The sequence below is a fragment of the Amycolatopsis coloradensis genome (genome assembly GCF_001953865.1).
Classification (GTDB): Bacteria; Actinomycetota; Actinomycetes; order Mycobacteriales; family Pseudonocardiaceae; genus Amycolatopsis; species Amycolatopsis coloradensis.
In genome coordinates, this window is the sequence record NZ_MQUQ01000019.1 from 103839 (window position 1) to 120095 (window position 16257).

Annotated in this window: 16 protein-coding genes; 10 read left to right on the plus strand and 6 right to left on the minus strand. The window is 68.5% G+C overall.

Going from position 1 to position 16257, the window contains the following annotated elements:
* Complete coding sequence (rph, locus tag BS329_RS32290; protein WP_076165593.1) at positions 1-2592, minus strand: rifamycin-inactivating phosphotransferase; 2592 nt, start codon at positions 2590-2592, stop codon at positions 1-3.
* 383 nt (positions 2593-2975) lie between these two features.
* Here rph and fabG point away from each other — a divergent pair, with 383 nt between their 5' ends.
* From fabG to BS329_RS32325, 7 genes are all read left to right on the plus strand, one after another.
* The gene (fabG, locus tag BS329_RS32295; RefSeq protein WP_076165595.1) at positions 2976-3737 is read left to right on the plus strand and encodes a 3-oxoacyl-ACP reductase FabG; all 762 of its coding nucleotides are present in this window, start codon (positions 2976-2978) and stop codon (positions 3735-3737) included.
* A 4-nt stretch (positions 3738-3741) separates the two neighbouring features.
* Entirely contained in the window at positions 3742-4194 is a 453-nt protein-coding gene (locus BS329_RS32300; RefSeq protein ID WP_076165597.1) for a MaoC family dehydratase, read from the plus strand.
* Between the two features lie 92 nt (positions 4195-4286).
* Positions 4287-5312 carry a phosphotransferase family protein gene (locus tag BS329_RS32305; RefSeq protein WP_076165757.1) on the plus strand — a complete coding sequence of 342 codons (1026 nt, stop codon included), beginning with the start codon at positions 4287-4289 and terminating at the stop codon, positions 5310-5312.
* Between the two features lie 2 nt (positions 5313-5314).
* A complete protein-coding gene (locus BS329_RS32310; protein ID WP_076165599.1) occupies positions 5315-6538 on the plus strand; it encodes an acyl-CoA dehydrogenase family protein in 1224 nt (407 codons plus the stop codon).
* A complete protein-coding gene (locus BS329_RS32315) occupies positions 6535-7716 on the plus strand; it encodes an acyl-CoA dehydrogenase family protein (RefSeq protein ID WP_076165601.1) in 1182 nt (393 codons plus the stop codon). The genes BS329_RS32310 and BS329_RS32315 overlap by 4 nt, the downstream gene beginning before the upstream one ends.
* Positions 7713-8828 carry an acyl-CoA dehydrogenase family protein gene (locus BS329_RS32320; RefSeq protein ID WP_076165603.1) on the plus strand — a complete coding sequence of 372 codons (1116 nt, stop codon included), beginning with the start codon at positions 7713-7715 and terminating at the stop codon, positions 8826-8828. Before BS329_RS32315 ends, BS329_RS32320 begins: the two co-directional genes overlap by 4 nt.
* 82 nt (positions 8829-8910) lie before the next feature.
* The gene (locus tag BS329_RS32325; protein WP_084750476.1) at positions 8911-9303 is read left to right on the plus strand and encodes a DUF7715 family protein; all 393 of its coding nucleotides are present in this window, start codon (positions 8911-8913) and stop codon (positions 9301-9303) included.
* 2 nt (positions 9304-9305) lie between these two features.
* On the opposite strand, the gene BS329_RS32330 is transcribed toward BS329_RS32325, so the two are convergent.
* Together BS329_RS32330 and BS329_RS32335 are read right to left on the minus strand one after the other, a co-directional pair.
* On the minus strand, positions 9306-9932 hold the full coding sequence (locus tag BS329_RS32330; protein WP_076165605.1) for a TetR/AcrR family transcriptional regulator: 627 nt from the start codon (positions 9930-9932) through the stop codon (positions 9306-9308).
* A 282-nt stretch (positions 9933-10214) separates the two neighbouring features.
* Positions 10215-10550 carry a hypothetical protein gene (locus BS329_RS32335; protein WP_076165607.1) on the minus strand — a complete coding sequence of 112 codons (336 nt, stop codon included), beginning with the start codon at positions 10548-10550 and terminating at the stop codon, positions 10215-10217.
* Positions 10551-10834: 284 nt separating this feature from the next.
* On the opposite strand from BS329_RS32335, the gene BS329_RS32340 reads away from it, so the two are divergent.
* The gene (locus BS329_RS32340) at positions 10835-11323 is read left to right on the plus strand and encodes a beta-class carbonic anhydrase (RefSeq protein ID WP_076165609.1); all 489 of its coding nucleotides are present in this window, start codon (positions 10835-10837) and stop codon (positions 11321-11323) included.
* A 45-nt stretch (positions 11324-11368) separates the two neighbouring features.
* Here BS329_RS32340 and BS329_RS32345 read toward each other — a convergent pair whose 3' ends face one another.
* Positions 11369-12154 carry an SDR family oxidoreductase gene (locus BS329_RS32345; RefSeq protein WP_076165611.1) on the minus strand — a complete coding sequence of 262 codons (786 nt, stop codon included), beginning with the start codon at positions 12152-12154 and terminating at the stop codon, positions 11369-11371.
* Positions 12151-12903, minus strand: coding sequence for an SDR family oxidoreductase (locus BS329_RS32350; RefSeq protein ID WP_076165614.1), 753 nt, complete (start codon positions 12901-12903; stop codon positions 12151-12153). The genes BS329_RS32345 and BS329_RS32350 overlap by 4 nt, the downstream gene beginning before the upstream one ends.
* A gap of 124 nt (positions 12904-13027) precedes the next feature.
* Between BS329_RS32350 and BS329_RS32355 the strand changes: the two genes are divergently transcribed.
* Both BS329_RS32355 and BS329_RS32360 read left to right on the plus strand, forming a co-directional pair.
* Positions 13028-13642 (plus strand): TetR/AcrR family transcriptional regulator, encoded by a 615-nt coding sequence (locus tag BS329_RS32355; protein ID WP_076165617.1) that lies wholly within the window; start codon positions 13028-13030, stop codon positions 13640-13642.
* A 150-nt stretch (positions 13643-13792) separates the two neighbouring features.
* Positions 13793-15157 (plus strand): MFS transporter, encoded by a 1365-nt coding sequence (locus tag BS329_RS32360; RefSeq protein WP_076165621.1) that lies wholly within the window; start codon positions 13793-13795, stop codon positions 15155-15157.
* Here BS329_RS32360 and BS329_RS32365 read toward each other — a convergent pair.
* Positions 15116-16075, minus strand: a complete 960-nt coding sequence (locus BS329_RS32365) for a helix-turn-helix transcriptional regulator (RefSeq protein WP_076165624.1) — start codon at positions 16073-16075, stop codon at positions 15116-15118. The two genes, BS329_RS32360 and BS329_RS32365, sit on opposite strands and share 42 nt — an antisense overlap.
* Positions 16076-16257 lie beyond the last annotated feature (182 nt).

Genomic DNA, 16257 nt, shown 5'->3' on the forward strand with positions numbered 1-16257 from the left:
CTAGAGGATCTCGATGTACCCGTCGGTGCCGTTCACCCGGATCCGCTGCCCGTCCTTGATCGTCTTCGTCGCACGCTCGACCCCGACGACGGCGGGCAGGCCGTACTCGCGCGCGATCACCGCGCCGTGGGTCATCAGGCCCCCGACCTCGGTCACCAGGCCGGTGATCGCGACGAACAGGGGCGACCAGCTGGGGTCCGTGTAGGCCGTGATCAGGATGTCGCCCGGTTCGAGGTCGGCGTCGGCCAGGTCCAGGACGACCCGCGCCCGCCCTTCGACGGTCCCGGCGGAGACCGGCAGGCCGACCACCGCACCGGACGGCAGATCGTCGCGCCGGTAAGTTCCGGCGACGGCCTCACCGTCCGACGTGAACACCCGGGGCGGCGTGAGCGTCTCGTAGGACTTGAACGCTTCCTTGCGCTGTCGGATGAGTTCGTCGTCGGCCCGGCCGGTGCGCACGACTTCCCGGAGTTCCTGGAACCGCAGGAAGAAGATGTCCTCCCGCTCCCCCAGCCGGCCGTCCCGCACCAGGCGCTCGGCCTCGGCCAGCAACGCCTGCTTGTACACGAAGTAGCGGCTGACCATGCCGTACTTGGGATACTCCCGGTACCCGCTGAAAGTCCGGACGCGCTCGATCATCCTCCGGGTTTCTTCGGCCTTCTCCTCCCCGTCCGGCAGGGCCCGCAGGCGTTCCAGCAGTTCCTGTTCCTTCGACAGCGCCTCCTGCCGCCCTTGCTCGAAGCGGCGTTCACCGGCGCCCGGCTCGAAGTTCTTGACGTTGGCGAGGATCAGCGGCAGGAGCGTCGTGGGTCGTTCGCTCCACCGAGGCCGCGTGATGTCGATTTCGCCGACGCAGCGCATGCCGTACTTGCCGAGATAGGCCTCGATGACGTCTCGTGCTTCCTGCCCGCCCGCGAGCCCGGTGAGCTTGTCCAGGAAGTCCTCGTCCTCGACTTCGTGGAGGAAGGCGACGACGTCGGGGTGCGGACGGATCGCGTCCGCGACGTCGAGAAGCGCCAGCCCCATCTCCGACGTGACGTTGTGCGGCACGGACTGGGTGAGCGTGTCGGCCGCGTTCTTCTCCCCCAGCCATTCCCGCAGGTGCTCGTTGAGCCACCACGTCGTCTGCATCCCCGCCATGATCACCTGATGGCTTCGCGGATCGAACAGGATCCGCCGTAGTTCCTGCAGGTCCGCCTGGATGAAGTCGATCAGCTCCGAGCCCGACTTCGTCCGGATTTCGCGTTTCACCGTGGCGATGGAGTCCTCGCTGAGCCCGATCAGCTCGGTGACGACGGCCGGGTCGGTCTCGATCGTGGCGGGCTCGACGCCGGAGATCTGCCGGCCGGGCCCGTCGTCCGGAACCGACGGGAGGAAGCCGTCGCGGTCGAGGACGGTCCGCAGCGCGTCACCCATCAGCGGATCGGATTTCCCCATCATGTCCAGGAAACCGGCGCGGCTCGTCGGCGCGGACAGGATCCGGGTGACGTCGACGAACAGGCGGCCGCCCGCCTCCGACATGGGCCGAGGGGTCGTCATCTGCCAGAAGGAGAGCCCCAGTGGCTTCATGGCGTCGGTCATCATCTGCTGGTGGCCGACGGAGACGTAGACGTGGTTTTCCTCGTCGTCGACCTCCGGGACCGGGAACAGCGTGGTGATCGGACGGCTCTGGACGACCTGGAACTCGTCATCGGCCAGGCACCATTCGATGTCCTGGGGACGGCCGAAATGCGCTTCGATCCGCCGTCCCAGCCGCTCCAGCCGCACGACCTGCGTGTCCGTCAGCGCCGGTTGCTCCTGCTGAGCAGGCCCGATCGGCTGTTCCCGTGTCCCGCCGCCCGGCGAAGCGTGAAGGGCACTCAGCTTCGTCGCGACGGTCTTGGCGACGATCTCGCCGTCCCGCACCTGGTAGCTGTCCGAGTTCACCAGGCCGGAGACCAGCGCCTCGCCGAGGCCGTAGCCGGCTTCCACCGAGGAGACCTTCCGATTGGACGTGACGGGGTCGGCCGTGAAGAGGACGCCTGCCGCCGACGGGAAGACCATCCGCTGCACGACGACGGCCATGTCGACCTTCCGGTGACCGAAGTCGTTGCGCAGGCGGTAGGTCACGGCCCGCTCGGTGAACAGCGACGCCCAGCAGAGGCTGATGTGCCGCAGGATCTCCGCCGTCCCCACGACGTTCAGATACGTGTCCTGCTGGCCCGCGAAGGAGGCCGTCGGCAGGTCTTCCGCCGTCGCGCTCGATCGGACGGCGCAGGCGGCCTGGTCGCCGAGCCCGGCGACCGCACCGGTGATCGCGGCCGCCAGCTCGTCGGGGATGACGATCTCTTCGAGGGTCCGCCGGACCTCCGCGCTGTGCGCGCGAAGGGCCGCCCTGTCGTCCGGGTTCAGGCGGGACAGCCGGTCCAGCTGATCGACGATCGACGGCGCGTCCGCCAGGATCCGCCGGAAGGCGTCCGTCGTCACGCAAAAGCCGTCGGGCACCCGGACGCCTTCGATCCGCGAAAGCTCTCCCAGGTGCGCGCCCTTGCCGCCGACGACCGCGACCTGCGTCCGGTCGATCTCCTGGAACCCGAGTACGTAGCCACCCATGCGTTCACCCTCCGTGTTTTCCGAGTACGGCGGGTGATTCTGCGGCACCACCCGGGTCTTGCCGCAAGCCCCCCAGTGCGTTATAAGTTAAAAGGGGAGAGAGTCCGTCCCGGGACAGACCACGTCCTCGGATGTGATCATTCGGCTGGACAGTCCCCGCACGAGGGTCTTGGTCTCCCCTTCGCGCCGCCCCCTGGACAGGGCACTGCGTCACTGGTCGCGGCACTGAGTCCGCGGGGAACATCGAGGGACACTCCCGCGCCAACGAGATCGAGAGCGGTAACTGGGGCGCCGTGGCGCGCACCGCGGCGTCCTCCCCTGGAAAGCGACCGCTCAGTACGGCAGACTCGGCGGCACTTCCACTCGAAGACGAGGAGTCACCCGTGACCGAACACCCCTCCCGCGTAGCGATCGTCACCGGCGCGGGCCGCGGCATCGGCGCGGCCGTTGCCAAGCGGCTCGCTTCCGACGGGTTCGCCGTCGGCCTGCTGGACCTCGACGAGGCGGGTGTCGAGCAGGGAGCCGAAGCGATCGTCGCCGAGGGCGGCAAGGCCGTCGGCGTCGCGCTGGACGTCAACGACGCCGCGCAGGTCGAGGCCGCGGTGACCAGGGTGGCCGAGGAACTCGGCGCGCCGACCGTGCTGATCAACAACGCCGGCATCACCCGCGACAACCTGCTGTTCAAGATGACGGAACAGGACTGGGACTCGGTGCTGGGAGTGCACCTCAAGGGCTCATTCCTGATGACCCGCGAGGTGCAGAAGTACCAGACGCAGGAGAAGTGGGGCCGCATCGTCAACCTGTCCAGCACCTCGGCGCTGGGCAACCGCGGGCAGGTCAACTACTCCGCGGCCAAGGCCGGCATGCAGGGCTTCACCAAGACCCTCGCGATCGAACTGGGCAAGTTCAACGTCACCGCGAACGCCATCGCCCCCGGTTTCATCGCCACCGACATGACCGCGGCGACCGCCGAGCGGATCGGCATGTCCTTCGAGGACTTCAAGGCGGCGGCCGCGTCGCAGATCCCGGTGCAGCGCGTCGGCACCCCCGACGACATCGCCAACCTCGCGTCGTTCCTGGTGAGCGACGGCGCCGGATTCATCTCCGGCCAGGTCATCTACGTCGCCGGCGGACCGAAGGACTGAGCCGATGCGCGAATTCGCCTCGTTGCAGGAGTTCGAGAACGCCGTCGGCGAGCACTTCGGCCACAGCGAATGGCTGACGCTCACCCAGGAACGGGTGAACCTGTTCGCCGACGCCACCGACGACCACCAGTGGATCCACGTCGACGTCGAGAAGGCGGCCGGGGGCCCGTTCGGGGCGCCGATCGCCCACGGTTTCCTGACGCTGTCGCTCATTTCGGGCTTCGTCGGGAAGCTCTACCGGGTCGACGGGCTCAAGATGGGGATCAATTACGGCCTCAACAAGGTCCGCTTCCCCCAGCCGGTCAAGGTGGGCGCGAGGATCCGGGCGGGCGCCGAACTGGTCGAGGTCACCGACGTCACCGGCGGCAAACAGGCCGTCGTCCGGTGGACGATCGAGATCGACGGCGAGCCCAAACCGGCGTGCGTCGCGGAGATGGTCGTCCGGCTCATCGCCTGAGGAAAGTGACCTCCGGCACCCCGCCGGGCCACCACTATCCGACATACCGACTGGTCGGTACTGTAATCGGAAAGCGAGACGCTGGAGGCATGATGAACCAGTCCGACCTGCCGGGCCTCGACCTGGCCAGGCTCAAGGCCCACCTGGACGAGCACCGGCCGGGGCTCGTCCAGGGCGAGCTGAGCGGCCAGGTCGTGGAAGGGGGCCGGTCCAACCTCACCTACATCGTGGGCGACGGCCGGTCCCGCTGGGTGGTCCGGCGCCCGCCGCTGGGCCACGTCCTGCCGACAGCGCACGACATGGGCCGCGAGTTCCGGGTGATCTCCGGCCTGCACGGCACGGCCGTCCCGGTGCCGGAAACCGTGCTGCTGTGCGAGGACACCGACGTCATCGGCTCGCGGTTCTACGTGATGGAGTTCGTGGAGGGCACCCCCTTCCGCTCCGACACCGAACTGGCCGCGCTGGGCCCCGCCAGGACGAAGGCGATCGCGGACGAACTGGTCGACACCCTGGTCGATCTGCACGCCGTCGACCCGGAATCGGTGGGACTGGGCGATTTCGGCCGCCCGGAAGGCTTCCTCGAACGCCAGTTGCGGCGCTGGAAGAAGCAACTGGACGGCAACCGCAGCCGCGACCTCCCCGGTGCCGACGAACTGCACGACCGCTTGGCGGGTTCGGTGCCGGTTTCGGGCAGGCCGTCGATCATCCACGGGGACTACCGGCTGGACAACGTGCTCGTGAACGGCGACGACCGGATCACCGCGGTGCTGGACTGGGAAATGTCCACCCTCGGCGACCCGCTGACCGACCTCGCGCTGCTGGTGGCCTACGCCGAGCGCGACAAGGTGTCGCTGCAGTTCGTGTCCAACGCCAGTTCCGCGCCGGGCTACCCGCGCGACGACGAGGTGATCGCCCGGTACGCCGAGCGCTCGGGCCGTGACGTCTCCCGGCTCAACTGGTATGTGGGCTTCGCCTTCTTCAAGCTCGCGGTGATCCTGGAAGGCATCCACCTCCGCTACAGCAAGGGGCAGACCGTCGGCGCCGGGTTCGACAACATCGGCTCCGGTGTCGTTCCCCTGATCGCGCACGGCAACGAGACTCTCAAGGAAGAGGGATAGGGATGGACTTCGCCTTCGACGCGAAAACCGAGGAACTGCGGGGGAAACTCCTCGAGTTCATGGATTCGCACATCTACCCGGCCGAGGCCGTCTTCGAGGAGCAACTGGCCGAGCGCGACAGTGAATGGTCGCAGCCGCCGATCGTCGAAGAACTCAAGGCAGCGGCACGCGAACGCGGGCTGTGGAACTTCTTCCTCCCCGGCGACCACGGTGCCGGGCTGACGAACCTGCAATACGCGCCGTTGGCGGAGATCACCGGCCGCAGCCTGCGGCTCGCGCCGACCGCGCTGAACTGCGCGGCGCCGGACACCGGCAACATGGAAGTCCTCACCATGTTCGGCACCGAGCAGCAGAAGAAGCAGTGGCTCCAGCCGTTGCTGGACGGCGAGATCCGGTCCGCGTTCGCGATGACCGAGCCCGACGTCGCTTCCTCCGACGCCCGCAACATCGCCACCGGCATCCGCCGCGACGGCGACGAATACGTCATCAACGGCCGGAAGTGGTACATCTCCGGCGCGATGAACCCGAACTGCAGGATCTTCATCGTGATGGGCAAAACCGATCCGGACGCGCCCGCGCACAAACAGCAGAGCATGATCCTGGTCCCCCGCGACACCCCCGGTATGACCGTGAAACGCGGCATGCGCGTGTTCGGCTACACCGACGGCGACCACGGCGGCCACGCCGAAGTGATCTTCGAGGACGTCCGCGTTCCGGCGGAGAACCTGATCGCGGGCGAGGGCGACGGGTTCGCCGTCGCGCAGGCCCGTCTCGGACCGGGCCGGATCCACCACTGCATGCGCGCCATCGGGATGGCCGAACGCGCGCTGGAACTGATGTGCCGCCGGGCGCTTTCGCGCGAGACCTTCGGCAAGCCGATCGCCGAACAGGGCGTGGTGCAGGACTGGATCGCCGAGGCGCGGGTCAAGATCGAGCAGCAGCGGTTGCTGGTACTCAAGACCGCGTGGCTGATGGACACCGTCGGCAACCAGGGCGCGCACACCGAGATCCAGTCGATCAAGATCTCGACGCCGATCACCGTCGAGTGGATCCTGGACAAGGCCGTGCAGGTGCACGGCGCGGGCGGGGTCAGCCAGGACTTCCCGGTCGCCGAGATGTGGGCGCAGGTCCGGACGCTGCGGCTGGCCGACGGCCCGGACGAAGTGCACAAACGCTCGCTGGCGCACCGTGAACTGAAGAAGTACCGCGAAGAGGTGAAGAAGTGACCACTGTGGACGATCTCCAGCGGCGGGTGGCCGATCTGCTGGCCGCGTATCCGCCGGAAAGCACGCCACGCCAGGACTTCCTCGACGCGCGGTTCGACGCCGGGCTGGCGTGGGTCCACTTCCCCGAAGGCCTTGGCGGCCTGAACGCGCCGCGCTCACTGCAGTCCGTCGTGGACAAGGAACTCGCGGCGGCGGGCGCGCCGGACAACGACAAGCGGCGGATCGGCATCGGCCTCGGCATGGCAGCGCCGACCATCCTCGCCTTCGGCACCCCGGACCAGCACCGGCGCTTCCTACGTCCACTGTGGACCGAACGCGAGGTGTGGTGCCAGCTGTTCAGCGAGCCGGGCGCCGGCTCCGACCTGGCCGCGCTGGGCACCCGCGCGGTACGCGACGGCGACGACTGGGTGGTCACCGGGCAGAAGGTGTGGACTTCGGGCGCGCACAAGTCGCAATGGGCCATCCTGGTCACCCGCACCGATCCCGACGTGCCGAAGCACCGCGGCATGACGTACTTCGTCTGCGACATGACCGCGCCGGGCGTGGAGGTCCGGCCGCTGCGCCAGATCACCGGTGAGGCCGAGTTCAACGAGGTTTTCCTCAGCGAGGTCCGCATCCCCGACGCGCACCGCCTCGGCGCGGTCGGCGAGGGCTGGAAGGTCGCCCAGACCACGCTGATGAACGAGCGTGTCGCCATCGGCGGGGCCGAGTTCCCGCGTGACGGCGGCATGGTCGGCGTCGTCGCGGAAACCTGGCGCGAGCGCCCGGACCTGCGGACGTCGGAACTGCACGACCGGCTGCTGAAACTGTGGGTGGAGGGCGAAAGCCTGCGCCTGGTGAGTTCGCGGCTGCGACAGCAGCTCGCCGCGGGCGCGCCCGGGCCGGAGGGCTCGGCGGTCAAGGTCGCGTTCTCCGAACTGAACCAGGCCGCGTCCGGGCTGGAGATCGAACTACTCGGTGAGGAAGGCCTGCGTTACGACGACTGGACGATGCGGCGTCCCGACGGCGTGAACTTCCTCGGCCGCGAAGCCGGCTACCGCTATCTGCGCGCGAAGGGCAACTCGATCGAGGGCGGCACCTCGGAGGTCCTGCGCAACATCATCGCCGAACGCGTACTGGGACTGCCGTCCGAGCCGCGGATCGACAAGGACGTCGCCTGGAAGGACCTGCCCCGATGAGCGACCTGCTGTACTCCGAGGTCGAAGAGGACCTTCGCGCCAGCGTCCGCGACCTGCTCAAGGACCGGGCGGAACCGGCCGCGCTGATCGCCAGGACCGAGACGGCGGAACCGTACGACCTGAAGTTGTGGCGCACGCTCGCCGCCGACCTCGGCGCGGCGGGCCTCGCCGTGCCGGAGGCGCTGGGCGGGCACGGCGCTTCGGCGCGGGAAGTCGCCGTCGTGATGGAGGAACTCGGGCGCAGCGTCGCCCCCGTCCCCTATCTCGGCAGCGCTGTCCTGGCGACGTCGGCCCTGCTGGCGACCGACACGTCGCAAGCGGAAGTGGCGGAAAGGCTCGGGAAACTGGCCTCGGGCACGCTCGTCGGCGCGCTGGCCGTCCCGCTGTCGACCGGTCCCGGCGCCGAGTTCCCCTCGGCGGTCAGCGTGGCCGCGGACGGCACGCTCAGCGGCCAGATCCGCAGCGTCGTCGACGCTTCGGTGGCGAAACTGCTCGTCGTTCCGGCGGTAGGGCCCGACGGCCCCGGCCTCTACACCGTCGACACGGCTTCAGCGGGAGTGACGGTCATCGAGGCGATCTCGCTGGACCTGACCCGGCGCATCGCCGACGTCACCTTGGAGAACGCGGCGGCGAAGCGCGTCGCCGACTCCTCGGCGGCGGCGACCGCGTTGGACACGGCACTCACGACCGCGGCGGGACTGCTCGCTTCGGAACAACTCGGGATCGCCGAATGGGCGCTGGCCGAAACGGTGCGCTATCTCAAGGAGCGCTACCAGTTCGGCCGTCAGGTCGGCTCGTTCCAGTCACTGAAGCACCGGCTGGCGAACCTGTACACGGATCTGGTCAACGCCAGGGCGACCGCGCGCTACGCCGCCGACTGCCTGGCTTCCGGTGACGACATCGCGATCGCCGTCGCGGTGGCGCAGGCCCGCAACTCCCCCATCGCCGTCCATGCCGCCGAAGAAGCGATCCAGCTGCACGGCGGGATCGGCATGACCTGGGAGCACCCCGCCCACCTGTACCTGAAGCGCGCGAAGAGCGACGAGATCGCTTTAGGCACTCCTGGACGGCATCGCGCGGCCCTCGCGCCACTGATCGGCCTGCCCGCCTGATCCTCCCGGCGGGGTCCGCCCCGGAAAGTGTCGGACCCCGCCGGTATACCTGTTCGAACAGTTGATCGAACAGGGAGTCATCATGAAACTGCTCGTGGCCACCTCGAAGACCCAGGGTGCGCGAGAGAACGACTTCAACCACTGCATCGAGGGCGAACTGATCTGGATCGCCCCGTGCTGCGACGACGGCGAAGACTCACCCGATTCCGAATGCGGATGCAGCCGATCCTTCGCCGGGCTGAACTCGCACCGTGGGACGACGACGGCACTCGTCGCGGAGCTACCCGACTTCACCTACTTCGACTACGCCGAAGCGTTGTGGTCGAGTCTGGCCGCACAGGGCTGGCCCGCCGACGCCGCCGACGAAGTGGCGACAGGACTGCTCGCCTTCACCGCCGGGTGGGACGTGGGAACGGTGCTCGAACGCCGCAGCGAATGGTTCGCGGAACGGCTCGTGCCCGCGCCACCAGGCTGAACTTATTCGGGTCGCAGCGCGGCCAGCAGGAGATCGGCGAAGTGGTCACCGATCTGGCGGGCCGAGAGCGCGCCGCCACGCCGGTACCAGGAACCGAGGTGGTGCACCGAACCGAAGAAGAAGTCGACGATCACGTCGGCCGGTTTGTCCGCGCGGAATTCGCCGGACTCCTGGCCTTCTTCGATCAGCGTACGGAACCGCTCGTGGTACTTGCGGCGTTCCGCGCGGACGGCCTTCTGCTTCTCCACGCCGAGCTGGTGCATGGACTGCATGAAGATCGTGTTGTCGTCGAGGTTGTCGATCGTGCTGACGACGACGTCGGAGCCGGCGGAACGCAGCCTCTCCCGCAGTGGCGCCTCGCTCGAGGCCACCTTTTCCAGTTGCTCGGTCTGCGCGCGCAGCACGCGGGCGTAGATCTCGTAAAGGAGGTCGTCCTTGGAGCCGAAATAGTGATACATCGCGCCCTTGGTGACCCCGGCCGCTTCGACGATCTCCTGCACGGAGGTGCGGTCGAAACCCTTCTTGGCGAAGAGCTTCGTGGCGTGCGACAGCAGACGGCGCGGCACGGCGGCCTGGTCGTCCCCGCTCGCCTCGGCCGTCCCCGCCTTGCGGGTGGTCGCTCGTGTCATTCCGGCTCCTTCTCGTGCGGACACTCAGCATACCGGCCGGTTTGTCGCAGCCCGGACCGGCGCGAATTACCGGCCACTGGGCACTTCATCGAGCACTGAGCACGGTCTTGACCGCCCGGTTCATACGGTTGGGTGACGGTCCACCGGGCTCCGTCGATCGGCAAATCCCGATTCCCCGCCAAAGCGTTCGCTTGGCCGGAACCGATCAGACTGTCTACTGCGGACCTCAAAGAGAGACGGGGCCGCCCCGGGCGTTTCGCACCCGGGGCGACCCCGCGCGGATCAGACGGTTTCGCGCGTGGTCACCGCGTCGTTCTCGGCGGCCAGCGCGGTGCACGTGCGCACCCACAGCTCCCAGCCGCGCAGCGCCTGGTTGCAGTTCCAGCCGGTCCAGCGCATCGCCTGCGCGCCCTCGTTGCCGGCGCGGTTGCAGGCGGTCTTGCTGCTCCAGCCCTCACTCTGCTTGCGGTACGGCGTACACGAAGCCGCCGCGACGTCACCCGACGCCTCGGCGGCACACGGTTCCGCCGTGCTCGCCATCGCCGATCCCGCGGTGAGCACCGAACCCGCGAGGGTGACGGCGAGAACGGCGCCACGAAGCACGAAGCGTTTGCTCATTGAGTTTTCCTTACCGCGAGCAAGACCCCACACCCACAGTGGCCGATCTCCCGGCGAAGATCAACACCTTGCGCGAAAGCACGTGCCACGGACTCATCGGTACCGGGGGTCGCAGGTCTTCGGTACCAGCTGGGAACCCTCACCCGCGCCCGTTCGAAACGCCGGGCCCACCGGCTTGGTCGACCACCTGATCAGCCCATTCCGATCCCAGCTCCTGGGCACGGTTGCGCCCGCGCGCGGGCGAACGGTCCACTCGTCGCCCACGCCGATCGGAAGGGATCACCATGTCGGTCACCGACGAACTCCTGACCAACAACGCGGATTACGCGGCACGTTTCTCCGGACCACTCCCCCTGCCGCCAGCCAAGCACGTCGCCGTACTCGCCTGTATGGACGCCCGTATCAACGTCTACGGCGTCCTCGGCCTCCAGGAAGGCGAAGCCCACGTCATCCGCAACGCGGGCGGCGTCGTCACCGAGGACGAGATCCGCTCCCTCGCGATCAGCCAGCGCCTGCTCGGCACGCGGGAGATCATCCTCATCCACCACACCGACTGCGGAATGCTGACCTTCACCGACGACGGCTTCAAGCAATCCATCCAGGAGGAGGTCGGCGTCAAGCCGACCTGGGCCGCCGAAGCCTTCAGCGACCTCGACGCGGACGTCCGTCAGTCGATCGCGCGCATCAAGAACAGCCCGTTCATCCCCGAGAAGGATTCCGTCCGCGGCTTCGTGTTCGACGTGGCCACCGGAAAGCTGGACGAAGTCGTCTGACCGCGGAAGAGCCGCGCACGGCGAAACCGTGCGCGGCCCCGCAAATCACTCACCGGGGAGTTGCTCCACCTTGCGCTGGAGTTTGTTCATCTTGTCGAGCCAGCGGTCGGGCTGGGCGGCCCGCGCGGCGTAGTAGTCCGCGACCTCGGGGTGCGGCAGCACCAGGAAACGTCCGGCCTCGATGGCCTCGAACAACGCGTCCGCGACCTGCTCCGGCTGGATCGCCGACGCGCCCATGAGCAGTTCGCCCGCGGCGCCGGTGCTCTCCAACATCGCCGTCCGCACCCCTTGCGGGCAGATCGCCTGCACCGTGAGCCCGCGATGCCGGTAGGTCGCCGACAGCCATTCGGCGAAGGCGAGCGCGCCGTGTTTGGTCACCGAGTACGACGCCGAGCCGAGGGTGGTCAGCAGTCCCGCCGCCGACACCGTCGAAATGAAGTGCCCGCGGCCGCGTTCGAGCCACGGCGGCAGCAACAGCCGCGACGCGCGCACGTGCGCCATCACGTTGACGTCCCAGATCCGCGCCCAGTCCTCCTCGGGCGCGTCGACGCCGCCCATCGGCGCGATCCCGGCGTTGGCGCAGAAAACGTCGATCTCACCGAGGGTTTCGCGTGCGGCCTCGATCAGCGACGCGACACCCGCCTCACTGGCGGCGTCACCGGCGACGGCCGTTCCGCCGATCTCCCGCGCGACCTCGGCGGCGGCGTCCCCGTTCAGGTCGCCGACGACGACCTTGGCGCCCTCGGCGGCGAACCGGCGGGCGAGGGCGGCGCCGATACCGGCGCCTCCGCCGGTGATGACGACACCGGATCCGGTGAACGACGCGGTCACAGGCCACCTGCCAGCGTCACGCCGCCGTCGAGGACGATCGTCTGCCCGGTGATCCAGCCCGACTCCTCCGAGAGCAGGAACGACACGGCGCTAGCGATGTCGGCAGGCACGCCGAGGCGCTTCATCGGGTATGACGCCGAGACCTCTTCCTCGCGGCCTTCGTACAGCGCGGTCGCGAACTTGGTCTTGACCACGGCCGGCGCGACGGCGTTCACGCGGATCTTCGGGCCCAGCTCGAAGCCGAGTTCCTTGGTGAGCCGGATCAGCGCGGCCTTGCTGACGCCGTACATGCCGATCCCGGGCGACGCGCCGAGCCCGGCGATGGACGCGACGTTCACCACCGCACCGCCGTGCTCGCCCATCCACGCGTCCCGCGCCCGGCGGGTCCACGAAAGCGGCGCGAGCACGTTGACAGCGAGGATCTTCGCGGCGGCTTCGGGCTCGATGTCCAGCGTCGGCCCGAAGACCGGGTTGATGCCGGTGTTGTTGACCAGCATGTCCAGCCTGCCGAAGGTCTCGATGGTCTTGGCGACCGCCTCGTCCTGATGCGCGGTGTCGTCGGCCTTGCCGGGGACGGCGATCGCGACCGCATCGCCGCCCAGTTCGGCGACGGCCTCGGCCAGCGGCTCCGGCTTACGGGCGGTGATGCACACCTTCGCGCCGCGCTCGACCAGGTTCTTGGCGATCCCGAAGCCGATACCCCGGCTCGCGCCGGTGACGATCGCGACGCGATCTTTGAACGAGTTCACTCTGTCGATCTCCTCTGTGTTCACCAGCGAGCGCAATCACTAAGCGAGCGCTCACTTACAATGGAAAGGTCCGGAGGCGGTGTCAAGCCCACCATCCGGTACGAGGCTCTGGGAGGATCTGCGGATGACCATGTCGCTGTCGGCCGAACTGTGGCCCGACGTCCAGCCGGAGACGGCACGGCGGCTGATGCTGGCCGGAGTCGAATCCTTCGCGCGGCGTGGCTATCACGCGACCACCACCCGGGACATCGCCTCGGCGGCGGGGATGAGCCCCGCGGCGCTGTACGTGCACTTCCCGTCCAAGGCCGCACTGCTGTTCGCGATCTCCAAGTACGGCCACGAGCAGACCCTCTCACTCGTCGAGAGCGTCGTCGCGCGGGAGACCGACCCGGTCGAGCGGATCCGGCTGCTGGTCGAGGACTTCGTGGCCTGGCACGCCCGGCGGCACACCGTGGCGCGCGTCGTGCAGTACGAACTGCACGCGCTCCCGGACGAGGAGTTCGAGATCGTCGCGAAGCTGCGCCGCCGCATCGAGCAGATCGTGCGCGAGGTCATCACCGAAGGCTCGGCGGCCGGGGTGTTCACCGTCGGCGACCCGCACACCGCCGCCCGCGCCGTGCTTTCGCTCGGCGTCGACGTCTCCCGCTGGTACAGCGACCGCGCCCGCCAGACCCCGAAGAAGCTGGGCCAGGAGTACAGCGAGCTGGTGCTCCGCATGCTCGGCACGAAACTCTCCTGACCGGCACTGAAGTCGGCCTCCGTCGGCGATACCGCCACCAGAGTGACATACCAACCGGTCGGTATCGAGAAATACCCGTTGAGACGTTGACCACATACTAAGCGGTTGTTAACTTGCCCGGACCCGCAGCGCCGAGCGAAGGGCACACCGATGGCCGACAGCGCACAGCACGCCCCGGAACCCACGATCACCGTCTCCCAGCGCAGGCGGGCCGCGACCGCCGCGGCGCTCGCCTCCACCGCCGAGTGGTTCGACTATTTCGTCTTCGGAATCGCGGCCGCCCTGGTCTTCGGGAAGATCTTCTTCCCCACCACCAACGCGGCGGCCGGTGTCCTCGCCTCGTTCGCGACCTTCGCGGTCGGCTTCCTCGCCCGGCCGCTCGGCGGGATCATCGCGGGAAGCCTCGGCGACAAACGCGGCCGGAAGCCCGTGCTGGTACTGGCGATCGCGCTGATGGGCACGGCGACCACGCTGATCGGACTGCTCCCGACCTACGACACGATCGGCATCGCCGCGCCGATCCTCCTGGTGCTGCTGCGGCTCGTGCAGGGGGTCGCGGTCGGCGCGCAGTGGGGCGGCGCGATGTTGCTCGCCACCGAGTACGCGCCGCCCGGCAAACGCGGCCTCTACGGCAGCCTGGTCCAGCTCGGCGTCCCGATCGGCGTGGTGCTGGCGAACACGGTGTTCCTGATCGCCGCGCGGGTCGCCCCGCCGTCGGATTTCCTCACCTGGGCGTGGCGCATTCCGTTCCTGGTCGGCGTTCTCGTGCTCGGGCTGGCCTGGTACCTGCACGTCAAGATCGACGAGACCCCGGAATACCGCCGTGCCGAGGCGAAACTCACCGCCGAGCAGCGCGGCCGCGCCCAGTCGCCGCTGCGCGACGTCCTGCGCGACCACAAGGGCACCGTGCTGCTGGCGGGCGGTTCGTTCATGGTCAACACCGCCACCTTCTACATTTTGCTCAACGGCGTCCTCGACTACGCCACCCGCCATCTGGGGATGTCGCGCACCACCGTGCTCGTCGCGACCCTGCTGATCAGCACGGTGCAGCTGGCGATCATCCCACTGTCGGCGAAACTGTCCGACCGCATCGGCAGGCTCAAGATCTACACCTTCGGCGCGGCGGGTGTCGCGCTCTGGGCGATCCCGATGTTCCTGCTGATCGACACGGCTTCGCTGCCGCTGTTCGTGGTCGCCTCGTTCGTCGGGTCGCTGTTCCTCGGCATCATGTACGGCCCGCAGGCGGCGCTGTTCGCCGAACTGTTCACCGCCGAGATGCGCTACACCGGCGCCTCGCTCGGCTACCAGATCAGCGCGGTCGTCGGCGGCGGGCTCGCACCGTTCATCATGGTGCTGCTGCTGGAATCCACCGGGACCTCGATGTCGGTCTCGCTCTACATCATCGTGCTGGCGCTGATCTCACTCGGCTCGATCGCTCTCTTGGCCAAGCGAGCCGCGAAGTCCACTTCGGACTCAAACGACCGCGCGCGCGAAACGGTCGGCGACCAGCCGTAGCCGCTCCTTGACCTCGTCCGGCGCCTCCTCCACGACGAAGTCGACGTCCCAGTGGGCGAGGTAGTACGGCATCACGGAAAGGTCGTTGGAGCCGACCCTGACCCGGCAGGTGTGCTCGTCGATCGCCTCGATCGTCCCGACGGTCGGGGACACGTGTTCGGCGAGCGCGGCCGCCGAGGTGTTCACCCGCAACACCATCTGGTGCGAATACGGCGACGAAGTGATCCCGCGGGAGACGTAGGCCGCGAGGTCCTCGGCGGGCGGTTCCCTCGGCGTGAAGCGGAAACTGGTGGCCGGGACACCGTCGATGCGGTCGACGCGGAAAGTCCGCCAGTCCTCGCGGTCGAGATCGAACGCGACCAGGTACCACCGGCGCCCGGTGTGCACCATCCGCAGTGGCTCGATGCACCGCTCGGTGACGTCACCTTTGTGGCCGCGATACCCGAACCGGAGCCGCTGATGGTCGCGGCACGCGGACGCGATGACCGTCAGCGCTTCCGCGTCGACGACCGGGACGACGCCACCGAGCGGGATCATCGCGGAGTTCAGCGCGGTCACCCGATGCCGCAGCCGGGCGGGCAGCACCTGCTCCAGCTTCGCGAGTGCGCGGACCGAGGTCTCCTCGATGCCCGACACCGTCCCGTTCGCGGCCGTGCGGAGTCCGACGGCGACCGCGACGGCTTCGTCGTCGTCCAGCAGCAGCGGCGGCAGCGCGGCCCCCGCGCCGAGCCGGTAGCCGCCCGCGACCCCCGGCGTGGCGTGCACCGGGTAACCCAGCTCCCGCAACCGCTCGACGTCACGCCGGACCGTGCGCACGTCCACCCGCAGCCGGTCGGCCAGGTCGGGGCCCGGCCAGTCGCGCCGCGCTTGCAGCAGGGACAGCAGTCTCAGCAGCCGTGCCGACGTACCCGTGGTCATCGGTTCGCTCGCTTCATGGGAACGAGTGTGGCAGATATCGAGGACAGGTCCGGTCCGTATTGGGCTCGCGAGCAGCAGGTGCCGTGTCGCGAAAGCCACTCGACCTTCACCCCTATCCCCCAAGTACATGAAGGTCCCCTTCCTGTACCTAGGCGCAAGCAAGGGGGCCTTCATGTACTTCA

Coding starts and splice junctions, on each gene's coding strand:
- rph (WP_076165593.1), bottom strand. CDS start 2,592: ATGGGTGGCTACGTACTCGGGTTCCAGGAGATCGACCGGACGCAGGTC.
- BS329_RS32300 (WP_076165597.1), top strand. CDS start 3,742: ATGCGCGAATTCGCCTCGTTGCAGGAGTTCGAGAACGCCGTCGGCGAG.
- BS329_RS32305 (WP_076165757.1), top strand. CDS start 4,287: ATGAACCAGTCCGACCTGCCGGGCCTCGACCTGGCCAGGCTCAAGGCC.
- BS329_RS32310 (WP_076165599.1), top strand. CDS start 5,315: ATGGACTTCGCCTTCGACGCGAAAACCGAGGAACTGCGGGGGAAACTC.
- BS329_RS32320 (WP_076165603.1), top strand. CDS start 7,713: ATGAGCGACCTGCTGTACTCCGAGGTCGAAGAGGACCTTCGCGCCAGC.
- BS329_RS32325 (WP_084750476.1), top strand. CDS start 8,911: ATGAAACTGCTCGTGGCCACCTCGAAGACCCAGGGTGCGCGAGAGAAC.
- BS329_RS32330 (WP_076165605.1), bottom strand. CDS start 9,932: ATGACACGAGCGACCACCCGCAAGGCGGGGACGGCCGAGGCGAGCGGG.
- BS329_RS32335 (WP_076165607.1), bottom strand. CDS start 10,550: ATGAGCAAACGCTTCGTGCTTCGTGGCGCCGTTCTCGCCGTCACCCTC.
- BS329_RS32340 (WP_076165609.1), top strand. CDS start 10,835: ATGTCGGTCACCGACGAACTCCTGACCAACAACGCGGATTACGCGGCA.
- BS329_RS32355 (WP_076165617.1), top strand. CDS start 13,028: ATGACCATGTCGCTGTCGGCCGAACTGTGGCCCGACGTCCAGCCGGAG.
- BS329_RS32360 (WP_076165621.1), top strand. CDS start 13,793: ATGGCCGACAGCGCACAGCACGCCCCGGAACCCACGATCACCGTCTCC.
- BS329_RS32365 (WP_076165624.1), bottom strand. CDS start 16,075: ATGACCACGGGTACGTCGGCACGGCTGCTGAGACTGCTGTCCCTGCTG.